10 protein-coding genes are annotated in these 14,459 nt (G+C 51.1%); 6 read left to right on the forward strand and 4 right to left on the reverse strand.

Going from position 1 to position 14,459, the window contains the following annotated elements; translation table 11 throughout:
- Positions 1-17: 17 nt before the first annotated feature.
- Entirely contained in the window at positions 18-860 is an 843-nt protein-coding gene (locus tag JK198_RS10545; RefSeq protein ID WP_212708681.1) for a 23S rRNA (adenine(2030)-N(6))-methyltransferase RlmJ, read from the forward strand.
- An 8-nt stretch (positions 861-868) separates the two neighbouring features.
- Here the strand turns inward: JK198_RS10545 and rnz are convergent, their stop codons facing one another.
- Positions 869-1,777 (reverse strand): ribonuclease Z, encoded by a 909-nt coding sequence (gene rnz, locus JK198_RS10550; protein ID WP_212708680.1) that lies wholly within the window; start codon positions 1,775-1,777, stop codon positions 869-871.
- A 197-nt stretch (positions 1,778-1,974) separates the two neighbouring features.
- Between rnz and gorA the strand changes: the two genes are divergently transcribed.
- On the forward strand, positions 1,975-3,327 hold the full coding sequence (gene gorA / locus JK198_RS10555; protein ID WP_212710506.1) for a glutathione-disulfide reductase: 1,353 nt from the start codon (positions 1,975-1,977) through the stop codon (positions 3,325-3,327).
- A gap of 292 nt (positions 3,328-3,619) precedes the next feature.
- Here the strand turns inward: gorA and JK198_RS10560 are convergent, their stop codons facing one another.
- The 3 genes from JK198_RS10560 to JK198_RS10570 form a co-directional block, all read right to left on the reverse strand.
- Positions 3,620-4,951 (reverse strand): aspartate aminotransferase family protein, encoded by a 1,332-nt coding sequence (locus JK198_RS10560; RefSeq protein ID WP_212708678.1) that lies wholly within the window; start codon positions 4,949-4,951, stop codon positions 3,620-3,622.
- 191 nt (positions 4,952-5,142) lie between these two features.
- Positions 5,143-6,459: a CitMHS family transporter gene (locus JK198_RS10565; protein ID WP_212708677.1), complete on the reverse strand. Its 1,317-nt coding sequence runs from the start codon at positions 6,457-6,459 to the stop codon at positions 5,143-5,145.
- A 413-nt stretch (positions 6,460-6,872) separates the two neighbouring features.
- Positions 6,873-7,028, reverse strand: coding sequence for a YlcI/YnfO family protein (locus JK198_RS10570; RefSeq protein ID WP_212708676.1), 156 nt, complete (start codon positions 7,026-7,028; stop codon positions 6,873-6,875).
- Between the two features lie 735 nt (positions 7,029-7,763).
- On the opposite strand from JK198_RS10570, the gene JK198_RS10575 reads away from it, so the two are divergent.
- From JK198_RS10575 to JK198_RS10590, 4 genes are all read left to right on the forward strand, one after another.
- Positions 7,764-9,389, forward strand: a complete 1,626-nt coding sequence (locus JK198_RS10575) for an NAD-dependent malic enzyme (protein WP_212708675.1) — start codon at positions 7,764-7,766, stop codon at positions 9,387-9,389.
- Between the two features lie 77 nt (positions 9,390-9,466).
- A complete protein-coding gene (locus tag JK198_RS10580) occupies positions 9,467-11,131 on the forward strand; it encodes a hypothetical protein (protein WP_212708674.1) in 1,665 nt (554 codons plus the stop codon).
- Positions 11,132-11,232: 101 nt separating this feature from the next.
- Positions 11,233-13,104, forward strand: a complete 1,872-nt coding sequence (locus JK198_RS10585; protein WP_212708673.1) for an ATP-binding protein — start codon at positions 11,233-11,235, stop codon at positions 13,102-13,104.
- Positions 13,097-14,410: a sigma-54 dependent transcriptional regulator gene (locus JK198_RS10590; RefSeq protein WP_249213309.1), complete on the forward strand. Its 1,314-nt coding sequence runs from the start codon at positions 13,097-13,099 to the stop codon at positions 14,408-14,410. Before JK198_RS10585 ends, JK198_RS10590 begins: the two co-directional genes overlap by 8 nt.
- Positions 14,411-14,459 lie beyond the last annotated feature (49 nt).

Raw genomic sequence — 14,459 nt, forward strand, 5'->3', positions numbered from 1 at the left:
CCACTAAGGTTAATAACATGCTGAGCTATCGTCATAGTTTCCATGCAGGTAATCATGCGGATGTCTTAAAACATACCGTACAGAGCCTGATCATTCAGTCACTGCAGGAAAAAGAGAAACCTTTCCTCTACCTGGACACCCATGCCGGTGCCGGACGTTATCTGCTGAACAGCGAACATGCTGAACGCACGGGCGAATATCTGGAAGGGATTGCCCGTATCTGGCAGCATCCGGAAGCCCCGCAGCAACTGGCCCCTTATCTGGCCGCGGTCAGTGCACTGAATCCGTCAGGTCGCCTGAAATATTATCCCGGCTCGCCACTGATTGCCCGTCATATGCTGCGCGGGCAGGATACGCTGCAACTGACCGAGCTGCACCCGTCAGACTTTCCGCTGTTGCGTAATGAGTTTCTTAAAGATGAACGTGCGCGGGTGTCCCGTGCCGACGGCTATCAACAGCTGAAATCAAAACTGCCCCCTCCTTCCCGTCGCGGGCTGGTGCTGATTGACCCGCCTTACGAGCTCAAAACCGATTATCAGGCCGTGGTGGCCGGTATTCAGGAAGGCTATAAGCGTTTTGCGACCGGGGTTTACGCTTTATGGTATCCGGTGGTATTACGTCAGCAAATCAAACGGATGCTGAACGACTTACAGGCGACCGGCATTAAACGGATTTTACAAATTGAACTGGCCGTGCGTCCGGACAGTGACCAGCGCGGCATGACCGCATCAGGCATGATTGTGATTAACCCGCCCTGGAAACTGGCATCCGATATGGAAGCGGTTTTACCCTGGCTGCACAAGCAGCTGGTGCCCTCAGGCACCGGACACACCCTGGTTAACTGGGTCGTTCCTGAATAACCCTCGTTTTAAATCTCAAAAACCGCAAAATCATATGCCAGTTCGGTCGCCGGAAAGACCGACTGGCATTCTGCCAGTAAACGTGGCATATCCCCGGTGCCGTAACGTGAGCTGAAATGGGTTGCGATCAGCCGTTTAGCGCCGGCATCCCTTGCGGTACAGGCTGCCTGAACCGTCGTCGAGTGGCCACGGCTATTGGCTTTTTCTGCCATCGCCGCCTCCAGTGTGGTTTCATGGACCATCACATCCACGTTTTCTGCCAGTAACCGGCCGGCGGCTGACGGGGCAGTGTCACCAAAAATAGCCACTGATTTGCCTTTAATCGCCGGCCCCAGATAGTCACGCCCCGCCACATGCCGTCCGTCCGGCAGAATAATAGTCGCGCCCTGCTTCAGTTGCTGAAACCAGGGACCGGAAGGGATGCCTTCGGCTTTCAGCCGCGCGGCATCCAGGTAACCGGGTTTATCATATTGTTCAATACGATAGCCAAAGCAAGGCACCACATGGCTGAGGGGAAAGGCGGTCACCCGGTACCCGCCGTCATCGAAAATAACACCTTCATCAATTTCGATAATCTCCAGCGGGAAACTGACCCATGAGCCACTGAGTGACAGGGCATTATCGATAAATGCCCTGATACCGGCCGGACCATAGACAGTCAGCGGCTGGCTGATACTGCTCATGGAGCGGCTGGTCAGCAGGCCGGGCAAACCAAAAATATGGTCGCCGTGCAAATGTGTAATAAAAATCTTTTCCAGCTTGCCGGGTTTTAACGCACTGCGCATATATTGGTGCTGCGTGGCTTCACCACAGTCAAATAACCAGTCGCCTGCCGCTGGCAGCGTCAGCGCAATCGCGGTGACATTACGCTGCAGGCTGGGTGTGCCGGCACAGGTGCCAAGAAAGGTGAGGTACATGCTATGCTTCCGGATATTCAGTCAGAACCAGCCCGCATCCTATCACAACTATAGGTGCAAACTTTGCGGCATTTACCAGAGTCGCGTTACACTGGTAGCAATGAATACAGCACAGCAGAAACAGCCGCAGGCGCCCCGCAGTGGTCTGCATAACCGAATCACCCTCTGCGTAACCCGAAAACGGACGGACATTTTCAATGACTAAACATTATGACTATCTTGCCATTGGCGGCGGCAGCGGCGGTATCGCCTCAATTAACCGCGCGGCAATGTACGGTAAGAAATGTGCCCTGATTGAAGCGAAAGCACTGGGCGGTACCTGTGTTAACGTCGGTTGTGTACCGAAAAAAGTCATGTGGCACGCTGCACAGATTTCTGAAGCCATTCGTTTATACGGCCCTGATTATGGGTTTGATACCACCATTAATCATTTTGACTGGGCAACACTGGTAAAAAGCCGTACCGCCTATATCGACCGCATCCATACCTCTTACGATAACGTGCTGGGAAAAAACAACGTCGATGTGATTAAAAGCTTTGCCCGTTTTGTTGATGCGCATACGGTCGAGGTGAACGGCGAACAGATTACGGCTGACCATATTCTGATTGCCACCGGCGGACGCCCGGCGCATCCGGATATTCCCGGCGCTGAGTGGGGTATTGATTCCGACGGCTTCTTTGAGCTGGATGCATTACCGAAGCGTGTTGCTGTGGTCGGTGCCGGTTATATCGCGGTGGAAATTGCGGGGGTGGTCAACGGACTGGGGGCCGAAACGCATCTGTTTGTCCGTAAGCAGTCACCTTTGCGCCAGTTTGATCCGCTGCTGTCTGACACCCTGGTAGAAGTGATGAACGCCGAGGGGCCGTCACTGCATACTCAGGCAGTGCCGAAACAAGTCGACAAAAACAGCGATGGCAGCCTGACCCTGACCCTGGAAAACGGCGAACAATATACGGTTGACTGTCTGATATGGGCGATTGGCCGTCAGCCTGCCACCGATAACCTGAACCTGCAGGCCAGCGGCGTGGCACTGAATGAGAAAGGCTGCATTGTGGTGGATAAATTCCAGAACACCAGTGTCAGTGGGATCTATGCTGTCGGTGATAATACAGGGGCCGTGGAACTGACACCGGTCGCGGTTGCTGCCGGTCGCCGGTTATCCGAACGTTTGTTTAATAACAAACCGGCAGAACACCTGGATTACAGTAATATCCCGACAGTGGTTTTCAGCCATCCGCCTATCGGGACGGTCGGATTATCCGAACCGGAGGCACGCCAGCAGTACGGCGATGACGCGGTGAAAGTCTATACATCATCATTTACTGCCATGTATACCGCCGTCACCCGCCATCGCCAGCCTTGCCGGATGAAACTGGTGTGTGTCGGTGCCGATGAAAAAATTGTCGGTATCCACGGTATTGGTTTTGGTGTCGATGAAATGCTGCAGGGCTTTGCCGTGGCACTGAAAATGGGTGCCACCAAAAAAGATTTCGACAACACTGTCGCTATCCACCCGACCGGTGCAGAAGAGTTTGTTACCATGCGCTAAAGTGGCCTGGCCGGACGATGGCTGTCCGGCCGCTACTCAATACTGAAAGCCTGTTACCGGCTTTCAGTATTGACGCCACCTGCCGTTAGCCGGTTATATCACCCGGATATCCGCACGCCACAAAGCAATAAAACATCCTGTTTACCTGCCTGCCTGATAACAACCTTCGTCTGACGCTTTTTCGGGACGCCGGACCGGAACAATATCCCGAAATCCTTTTTACCGCGCTGGCCGGCGAACCGCCACACGTCGTTACAGGTCGAATTGTGCAGCGTCGCTGCGGGTAAGTTCACTAGTCAATCTGGTGCAGTGCCTGACCCACTGCGTCAAACAGACGATCCAGCTCCGCTGGCCGGGTATTAAACATCGGCCCGAATTGCAGGGTATCCCCGCCAAAACGTACATAGAATCCGGCTTTCCATAGGGCTATTCCCGCGTCAAATGGCCGGATTACCGTATCGCCGTCACGGGGTGCCAGCTGGATTGCACCGACCAGCCCGCAGTTACGGATATCAGTCACATTCGGACAGCCGCGCAACGCATGGAGTTTGGTTTCAAATACCGGAGCCAGCTCAGCCGACTGCCCCACCAGCTGCTCTCTTTCCAGTAATTGCAGGGTGGCAAGTCCGGCCGCACAGGCGACCGGATGCCCTGAATAAGTATAACCATGAGCAAACTCTGCCGCGTGTTCCGGTAATGCCTGCGACATATAGGTCTGATAGATTTCATGGCTGGCAACCACACCGCCCAGCGGAATTGCGCCATTAGTGATCTGTTTGGCAAAATTCAGGATATCCGGCGTCACACCAAAGAACTCAGCACCGGTCCAGCGTCCCATACGTCCAAAGCCAGTGATTACCTCATCAAAAATCAGCAGGATATTATGCTGGTCACAGATATCACGCAGCCGCTGCAGATAACCCTGTGGCGGAATAATCGCCCCGGCAGAGCCGGACAGCGGCTCAACAATCACTGCCGCAATATTCGACGCATCATGCAGTTCAATCAGCTTCAGCATTTCGTCAGCCAGTGCGACACCTCCGGTCGCCGCCATCCCCGGGGTAAACGCATGACCCGCCTGTAAGGTATGAGGTAAATGATCAGCATCCATCAGCTGACCGAACATCTTACGATTACCGCCGATCCCCCCGAGACTGCTACCGCCGACATTCACCCCATGGTAGCCCCTGGCCCGGCCGATAAATTTAGTTTTTGACGGCTGACCTTTAGCACGCCAGTATCCGCGGGCCATTTTGATCGCCGTATCGGCCGACTCCGATCCCGACCCGGTAAAAAAGACATGGTCCAGTGTACCGGGCATATGCTCTGCTATTTTCTCTGCCAGCCGGAATGATAAGGGATGGCCATATTGAAATGCCGGTGCATAGTCGAGAGAAGCGAGTTGTTTTGCCACTGCCTGCTGGATTTCACTGCGGCAATGGCCCGCACCACAGGTCCATAATCCGGACAGGCTGTCAAATAACTGACGCCCTTTATCGTCAGTCAGCCAGCGTCCGTTCGCTGAGACAATAAAACGCGGATCACGCTGAAAATGACGGTTAGCACTGAAGGGCATCCAGTGGGACTGCAAATTAAGACCGGAAGTTGCTATCGATTCAGACATAGTGGTTCCTCATAACAGGGATGAAGAACAGTGTGCAGCCAACCCGGCGTCAGGTTAAATGCATATTAGCGAACCTTTAGTTATCAAAATACTCATCTATATTAAAAACTTATCTCTTTGCCCCTGCAGGGAGATTATCATCAGATAATCCCCCTGTTGCCCGGCACAGACCCGGCGGTGCCGGGAACCGATTATCCCTGATGATAGACGGGGATAGCACCAAAGAGAATTCCGCCAGCCAGCAGCATCAAACTGATAAATATTCCCCATTTGATAGAAAATCGCTGATGATCACCAATATCCACTTTCGCCAGACCGACCAGCAGATAGACAGAGGGTACCAGCGGACTCAGTAAATGGAACGGCTGTCCGACAATCGAGGCCCGGGCAATTTCTTCCGCTGAAATACCATATCCGGCAGCGGTCTGGGCTATCACCGGCAGAATGCCAAAGTAGAAGGCATCATTAGACATAAAGAAAGTGAATGGCAGACTGATAACCGCCGTAAATACTGCCAGGTAAGGGCCAAAGCTGTGGGGTATCACCGACAGCAGACTTTTTGCCATCGCATCCACCATGCCGGTACCGGATAAAATACCGGTAAATATTCCGGCGGCGAAAATCAGTGACGTGACTGCCAGCACATTGCCCGCATGGGCGCTGATACGCTCTTTCTGCTGCTCCAGTGACGGATAATTCAGCATTGCCGCAATAGCAAATGCCAGCATAAATAATATCTGGATCGGTAACGTGCCCATCACCAGCATCACCAGTAATACTGTGGTCAGAATAAAATTAGGCCAGAACATTTCAGGCCGCCGGTTAGCCGCGCCGGCAGTTTCATCACCGGTGTCGGGACTGATATTCCGGTTATCCGGAACGGCAACGGTGATCATGCCCAGCCGCCGCCGTTCTGCCAGACCAAACCAGACGGCAAGCCCGACCAGCGAACAACAGGCCACCAGCATCGCGGGGATCATCGGAATAAAAATATCCAGCGCATCAATACGTAAAGCTGCCGCGGCTCTTGCTGTGGGTCCGCCCCATGGCGAAAGATTCATAATACCGCTGGCAAGGTTCACCAGGCAGGTCATCGCCAGTATGTTCATGCCGAGCTTACGATATAATGGCAGAAATGCGGCAATAGCAATCATATAAGTGGTTGAACTGTCGCCATCCAGCGAAACCAGTAAGGTCAGTATTGCGGTTCCCATCAGGACTTTTAATGGGTCACCGCGCACAATTTTCAGAATAAAACGTACCAGCGGGTCAAACAGGCCGGCATCAATCATCAGGCCGAAATACAGAATCGAAAATGTCAGCATCACACCGGTGGGTGCCAGTTTTTTCACCCCGTCCAGCATCATATCTCCCAGTCCATAATAAAACCCGCCTGCCAGAGCAAACAATGTCGGCACAATGATCAGAGCGATCAGCGCAGACATCCGTTTGGTCATAATCAGGTACATAAAGCAAACGACCATCGCAAAACCCAGAATCGTCAACACGCTGCTACCCTCCGGCATTGTTCAGAATAAAAAAATCTGCGGCGGTTATCTGTCAGCCTTTTCCGGGGCTGACCAGACCCTTTTTTCCACCGGCAAAGAAGAAAGTTTCTTGTTTTATCTGAACACAGCTAAACACAAAACCAGCTTATTAATTAACATTTAATAAACATTTAAATCAGAAAATCGATATACATCATGTTTTGCTTTTTTCGGCGAATAATTTTGTGATCAGAATCGGATAAACACCGGAGAGACGGCATTCAGAGAACCGGCCGGACAGAAAAGAGAGCCTGAAGGTATCAAAGCGGGGAACGGGAAGAAACAATAGCGCCCGGACAAGTCCCTCCGTCCGGTATTACTGTCATCTGCTTTATAATGATGCTGCCGTGGTAATACGCTGCTACATACCGTGATCAGTTGCTCTTTCTCAGCCTGATACGGCAGGCTTCAATCACCCAGGCAGAAAAGTTTTCGCTGCTTTCTTTCTTTAATGATTCCTGAATATCACTCAGGATATGGTGTGGAAAACGAATATGTTTAGCACGTGTTTTCGAGGTACTCATTTTCATTGTTTATAACTCCTTTAATTCTTCACTCACTGTAACTCAATCGTTATAGCCAAAAATAAAACCGGTACACCATTCTTTAAGACACGGCTGAGATCCTGAATAGTCAGAAAATCACCGAAATTAACAGCAAATGCCATCTTCTGGTAAACAATTACAACAGAATTTTATATTTCGATTAATGAAATTTTGTTCCAGAGGGTGTTTTACGCTGTTTATCTGCTGTGCGGTGCCTGACAAGCCCGCACGTTTTTTCAGCAATACAGCACAGGGACGGAAAACCGGACAAATTACATGGATAAAAATAGCCGGAGAGCGCTGTACCCACCGACAGGCGGCCAGAGAGTCTTAATAGCAGACTGTTTTATTCTGCCGGGGCTGAAAAACAGAAAAAATAATCTCAGAAATGAAACATAAAATAAGTTTTCTATTTCCGGTTCAGGTGAAAACTTATAAGTATGCTAAAAAAATACGCCTGAAATTAACTTATATTACCTTACTTATACATTAATTTAACCTGCTGCCAGGTATAAAAAATAAACACCGCCGATTATCCCGCCGTCAGAAAGCCTTAATTTCCGGAAATCCGTCCTTTGCTGCAAGACGCAAAATAAAAAAACCATTAATTTCATCAAGATAAAATTTATCAGCCATTGGCACGCCCGTTGCAATAGATAACCAGGATTAGCAAACGCGTTATTTCACTGGTTTTATTCTATTGTTTACAGGAGCTATATCATGACTATGGAAACAATTTCCCTTTCAGGCATGGATTTACTGCATAACGCAGCAGGGAATAAAGGCACTGCATTCAGCGAGCAGGAACGTAAAAGTAAACATCTGGAAGGGTTACTGCCACCGTCCATAGAATCACTTGACCTGCAGGTTCAGCGCGTACTGAATCATCTGGACAGCAAAAAAGACGACCTGGAACGTTATATCTATCTGATTGGCCTTGAAGAACGTAATGAGGTCGTCTTCTATAAAACCGTTATGTCCGATCCGAAACGCTTCATTCCGATCCTGTACGATCCAATCGTTGCCGACGCCTGCCTGGAGTTTGGCCATATCTATCGTCGTCCGCGCGGTATGTACATTACCCGCCATATGAAAGGCCGTATGGCCGAAGTACTGAAAAACTGGCCAGTCAAAGATGTTCGATTTATCTGTGTCTCTACCGGTGGACGTATTCTTGGCCTGGGCGATATCGGGGCGAACGGCATGGGGATCCCTATCGGTAAACTGCAACTGTATACCGCCTGTGCTGCTGTTCCTCCGGAATGTTTACTGCCGGTACTGTTCGATATCGGTACCACTAACGAAAAACTGCGTGCTGATCCGCTGTATCTGGGTACCCGCGAAGCACCTGTCAGCGAGCAGGAACTGAACGAACTGACCGAAGAGTTTGTGCAGGCAGTTCAGACGGTGTTCCCTGGCTGTTGTATTCATTTTGAAGACTGGAAAGGCACTGATGCGATCCGTTATCTGGACCGCTATAAAGATAAAGTGCTGTGCTACAACGATGATATTCAGGGCACCGCCAGCGTTGCACTGGCCGGTATCGCCAGCGCGATGAACATCACCGGTTCCAGCCTGACAGAACAACGGGTGCTGTTCTACGGCGCAGGTTCTGCCGGTATCGGTATCGGTAAACTGATTTGTGCAGAGCTGCGTGATCTGGGCCTGTCAGAAGAACAAGCCCGTTCACGCATTGCCTACATGGATATCAACGGTCTTATCGAAACCTCCCGTCAGGATCTGAGTCCGGAACAACAGAAGTTTGCTCTGGATGCGAAACCTTCCCGTGATTTAGTGCAGGTGATTGAAGATTTCAAACCGACCATTCTGTTTGGTGTCAGTACCAGCGCCGGTGCCTTTACCCGTGAGGTGGTAGAAAAAATGAGTGAAATTAATCCGCGGCCAATTATTTTTGCTCTGTCTAATCCCACCAGCAAAGTGGAATGTACAGCTGAGCAGGCATATACCTGGTCCGGAGGTAAAGCCCTGTTTGCGGCCGGTGTCCAGTTCCCGGAATTTGATATGGACGGCAAAACCTTCCTGCCCGGCCAGGCAAATAATTTCTACATTTACCCGGCCATTGGCCTGGCAACCTACGCCGCCAGACCGCTGCTACTAAACGATGAATGCTTTATTGTGGCCGCTCATGCAACCGCTGAGCAGGTGACCGCCGACATGCAGAAAAAAGGCATGCTGTATCCGAGCCAGGACAATATTCTGGAGACCGAAATCACCACCGCAACCCGTATTGTCGAATACATGTTTGACAGCGGACTGGCACAGGCTGAACGTCCGGCGAATATCCGCAGCTGGATCGAAGAGATGCTTTATAAACCTCACTATTAATTCCCCGACTGAGGTTTATTTCAGGGACAGTATTTCAGGGGCGTTTACCCGCCCCTTTTTTCCATCAGGAGAAAATCATGAACTTCTTTATTTCCACTCTGCATGAGAATCCCGATATTGCGATTTACCTGACCCTCGCATTAGGCGCATGGTTTGGTACCTTTACCTTCGGAAAATTCAGTCTTGGGGTGGTCACCAGTACATTAATTGCCGGACTACTGATAGGTCAGCTCGACTTACATATTTCCCCGGTCATGCAATCGACGTTTTTTGATATGTTCCTGTTCGCCGTCGGTTATGCGGTGGGCCCGGAATTTATTCGTGCCCTGAAAAGTGACGGTCTGCCTCAGGTAGTGTTTACGGTAATTATCTGTCTGTCAGGACTGGGAACCGCCATTCTGTTAGGCAAAATCTTCCACTATGACAGCGCGCTGACCGCAGGGTTACTGTCCGGGGGATATACTAACTCGACGGTGCTGGGTGTAGCGTCCAGTGTGATGTCCCAGAATGCCGCGGCTGCGGCTGCATTACTGCCGGTCGCCTATGCGGTTACCTATCCGTTTGGTACCGCCGGTTCTGCCTGGTTCCTGGCAACCCTGGGCCCCAGACTGATGGGAATTAACCTGCCCGAAGCCTGCCGTGACTACGAAAAAACGCATAGCCGCCACCAGGAAATTAAAGATTCTGCGTACATTGCCCATGTCGCCAGAGCACTGACTGTGCAAAACCCCGATTTTGACCAAAAAACGGTCGCGCAGGCAGAAGATATGCTGGGACATAAAGTATTTATCCGCCGTATTCGTTATCAGCCACAAGGTCCGGTGACACAGTGCGAAGCCGATACCCTGCTGACTCAGGGCGCGGAAATTATTGCCTCCGGCAGCCTGCAGGATATTGTCGCCAGTCAGTCGCTGATTGGTCCGGAAAGTGCCGATATTAACCTGCTTAATTTTGCCACTGAGAAACTGGATATTGTCCTCAGTAAACAGGCGGCACGCGGTAAAACCCTCGGCGAGCTGGTCTATACCGAGTTCAGCCGTCCCGGCCATGGTATTTTTCTGCTTTCCGTCACCCGTGCCGATGAAACACTGCCGCTGGATATGGATTTAGCCCTGAAACCCGGCGATGTACTGACCGTCAAAGGTGAAGGCAAAGATGTCGCCGCCCTGGCCGCAAAAACCGGTTATGCTGACCGTAACAGCAATACTTCTGATTTAATGTTTATGTGTGCCGGTATTGCCATTGGCTGCCTGATTGGTGCCATTACTATCCATGTGGGCGGCATTCCGCTTAGCCTCGGTACCAATGTTGGTGCCATTGTTGCAGGGGTTATTTGCGGTTATATCCGTTCGGTCAAACGGACTTTTGGTAAAATAGCCAATCCGGCTATCTGGTTATTAAATAATCTGGGTCTGAATGGTTTTATTGCCATTGTCGGGATTAATGCCGCATCAGGATTTATTGGCGGACTTAAACATTACGGGTTGCCCTTATTTATCTGCGGGATCATTGTTACACTGGTTCCCCTGATCCTTGGATTGATATTAGGACGTTACGTTTTCCGCTTTCATCCGGGAATTTTATTTGGTGTCTGTGCCGGCGCCCGTTCCACCACGGCAGCCCTCGGCGCAATTCAGGATGCGGCCCAAAGCAGCGTTCCGGCCATCGGCTATACGGTAGGTTATGCGGTGTCGCGCTTAGTGATGGCAGTACTGACTATCGTGCTTCTTAATATTTATTAAGGCGCGGCCTTACTCTGAAACACTGATCCGGATCCGGTCGTCAGAAGAAGTGCTGCCGCCCGGATCCCCGCGATACAATCAGTAAAGCAGGAAAATGAGCAATGTTTCAGAAAGAAAACAAAATCCCCCCCGCCAGTGGTTTTTTTAACTTTTCGCGTCATAGTCTGTTACTGGCCGCGAGTATTATCCTTGCGGTATTGCTGACTGACTGGCTGAGTTACCTCTGTCTTCTGCCGCGAGCGCTGGCTAAAACCGAGGCACAGATTCAGCGAAGCCTGAAAAGTAAAATAAATACGTTCGAACGTAATCTGGATAAATACCGCTATCTGCCACTGACCCTGGCAATGGACAGTGACCTGCAAAATTATCTCCTCACTCCGCAACGCGTACCCTATACCGTCATCAGTCAGAAACTCAGAAATATCAGTCAGGTGATTGGTGCCGGTCAGGTTTTCCTGGCCTCACAAGCGGGCATTATCATCGCCTCAGAGCAGTCTTGCGGGCCGAATGCACTGCGCGGGCACGATATTTCTTTCCGGCCCTATTTTCGCCAGGCAGTGAGTGATCATGTGATGGCGTTCTATGCGGTCGGCACCACAGAAAATATGCCCGGCTACTACCTCTCGACCCGGATGACGGCCGGAGGAAAAGATATCGGGGTGCTGGCACTGAAAATTAATATGGACCATTTATTCGTCGCCGATGCGCCGCTCAGTGAACCACTGGCCCTGTCAGATGCCAGCGGGATAATCATTGCTTCGAATATCCCGGGCTGGAAATACCATACTCTGGGGATTGCGGAAGCCGAAGACTTACAAACCGCAGTGAATACACGGCAATTTGGCGGTTATAAGATCACTCCGCTGCCGGAAGTCCGTGCTGACCGGCATCCGGCAGGTTTCACGCTTATGACGATTGCCGGTCAGCATTATCTGGCCGCCCGGGCGCCGATCCCCGGTACCAGTATGTATTTAACCGGTATGTTGCCGGCAACGCCGGTTTACCGCGATATCTGGCTGCGTATTGCGTTAATCGACAGCATACTCAGTTCAATTATTTTCTTCGGTTATTTTGTTAGCCAGCGTATGAAACTGGTCCGTAAGATTGCCGAGAATAACAACGCGATCAGGGATGCTTATAGTCAGCTGGAAGTGCTGGTCGCAGAGAGAAGCCGTGAACTCCGGACCAAAAATCTGGAGCTGGAAAAAGAAATTACCGAACGGCTCGGCTTTGAAGAACGGGAGCGGAATCTGCAAAAGGAGCTGATTCGTACAGAAAAACTGGCAGTTATCGGCCAGCTCTCTGCCGGACTGGCCCATGAGATTAATCAGCCACTGGCTGCTATCCGCGCCTATTCTGAGAATACGCTTATTTTTCTGCAACGCGGCAACCTGAAAGCCACCGGTGAAAATCTGACCCGGATCTCAGCACTGGTTGACCGTATTGGCGTGCTGACCGGCCAGCTGCGTTCTTTCGCCAGGCCCTCCGATGAGAGCATCAGCCAGGTACGCCTCAGCCACTGTATCGATAATGTGATGATGCTGCTGAAACACCGGCTGGAAAAGAAACATATTACGCTGCACAAAGTGTTTCCGTGTGACGAAATTTATGCGCAATGCAACGGCTTACGTCTCGAACAGGTGTTGGTAAACCTGCTGGCGAATGCGATTGATGTCCTGGATAACCGGCCATCCCCGGAAATTTCGGTGCGCTTATTCCGTTTCTTTTCAGAAGCGATTATTGAGGTTTCCGATAACGGTCCGGGGCTGGCCGCCGGGATTATCGAACATATTTTTGAACCCTTTTTTACGACCAAAAAAACCACCGGACTCGGACTGGGGCTGGCCATTTCGGCAGATATTATCAGAAGCTTTCATGGCAGCCTGAGCGCCGATAACCTGGCCAGCGGCGGGGCCAGATTTACCATCCGATTGCAGCTCAGTCCGGCACAGCAGGAGAATCTCATTGGCTGATTACCATGTATTAATTATCGAGGACGATGAGTCCGTGCGCACCAGCTGTATTCAGTCGCTGGAGATTGAAGATATCCCCGCCGCCGGAGCCGGCTCAGTTGAGGAGGCACAGAAAATGTTGCCCCCCGGTTTTAGCGGCGTGGTGGTGACTGATTTACGCCTGCCGGGCCTCAGTGGTATGGATTTTCTGCAGCAAATGCAGTCCGTCGCTCCTCAGGTTCCGGTGATTATGATCACCGGTCACGGCGATATTATGACGGCGGTCGAAGCTATGCGCAGCGGTGCCTATGACTTTCTGCCTAAGCCCTTTTCACCCCAGGTATTAATCCAGCAAGTACGCCGTGCGCTGGAAAAGAGAAAACTGACACTGGAAGTTGAGAAACTGCGCCAGAAACTGGCCCATGTCAGTGACCTGGATAGTCGTTTTATCGGCCATGCACAACCGATGTGTGAGTTGCGTGAAACTGTGAGAAATATCGCAGCAACGCCCGCGAATGTCTTGATCCATGGTGAAACCGGTACCGGTAAAGAGCTGCTTGCCCGCTGTATTCATGACCTCAGTGGCAGGCCCGGTAATTTCGTCGCCCTCAACTGTGGTGGTCTGCCGGAGACGCTGTTCGACAGCGAGATTTTTGGCCACGAACGCGGCGCATTTTCCGGAGCAACCCAGAAACGGATTGGTAAAATTGAATATGCTCAGGGCGGGACGCTGTTTCTCGACGAAATTGAAAGTATGCCAATGGCTATGCAAATCAAGCTGTTGCGTGTACTGCAGGAGCGAATGATTGAGCGACTCGGTTCCAATCAGGCGATTCCTGTGGATATCCGGGTGATCAGTGCTACCAAAGCCGATTTGGGATTGCTGGCAGAACAGGGACAATTCCGTGCTGACCTTAATTTCCGCCTGAATGTCATTGAACTGCCTATCCCGCCACTGCGTGAGCGCCGTGAAGATATTCCTCTGTTATTTAAATATTTTTCCGAAACCGCAGCCACAACCTTTGGCCGTGAGGTACCGGTAATTGATGTAATAAAAATGCAGAACTACCTGACCTGGTCCTGGCCCGGAAATGTGCGTGAACTGAGGAATGAAGCCGAACGTTGTGTCCTCGGTATGACCGGGGAAGCCGGGCGTCACAGCTCCGAGACAGTGCTGACATTACCGCAGCTGGTTGAGCATTTCGAAAAAGATTTAATTATTTCCGAACTCAGCAAACATCACGGTAATGTTTCCCAGGCGGCAGAAGCTCTGGGGATCGCAAAAAGTACACTGTTCGATAAAGTAAAAAAGTACGCACTGCAATAACCTGACGGCCACTGTCGGGCTCACCGGCCGGGCCGCCATTACCGCAGTA

The organism is Tatumella sp. JGM91 (assembly GCF_018257575.1).
Classification (GTDB): domain Bacteria; phylum Pseudomonadota; class Gammaproteobacteria; order Enterobacterales; family Enterobacteriaceae; genus Tatumella; species Tatumella punctata.

Bases quoted from the DNA above. Each gene is read 5' to 3' on its own strand.
- JK198_RS10545 (WP_212708681.1), top strand. From the start codon at position 18: ATGCTGAGCTATCGTCATAGTTTCCATGCAGGTAATCATGCGGATGTC.
- rnz (WP_212708680.1), bottom strand. From the start codon at position 1,777: ATGTACCTCACCTTTCTTGGCACCTGTGCCGGCACACCCAGCCTGCAG.
- gorA (WP_212710506.1), top strand. From the start codon at position 1,975: ATGACTAAACATTATGACTATCTTGCCATTGGCGGCGGCAGCGGCGGT.
- JK198_RS10560 (WP_212708678.1), bottom strand. From the start codon at position 4,951: ATGTCTGAATCGATAGCAACTTCCGGTCTTAATTTGCAGTCCCACTGG.
- JK198_RS10570 (WP_212708676.1), bottom strand. From the start codon at position 7,028: ATGAAAATGAGTACCTCGAAAACACGTGCTAAACATATTCGTTTTCCA.
- JK198_RS10575 (WP_212708675.1), top strand. From the start codon at position 7,764: ATGACTATGGAAACAATTTCCCTTTCAGGCATGGATTTACTGCATAAC.
- JK198_RS10580 (WP_212708674.1), top strand. From the start codon at position 9,467: ATGAACTTCTTTATTTCCACTCTGCATGAGAATCCCGATATTGCGATT.
- JK198_RS10585 (WP_212708673.1), top strand. From the start codon at position 11,233: ATGTTTCAGAAAGAAAACAAAATCCCCCCCGCCAGTGGTTTTTTTAAC.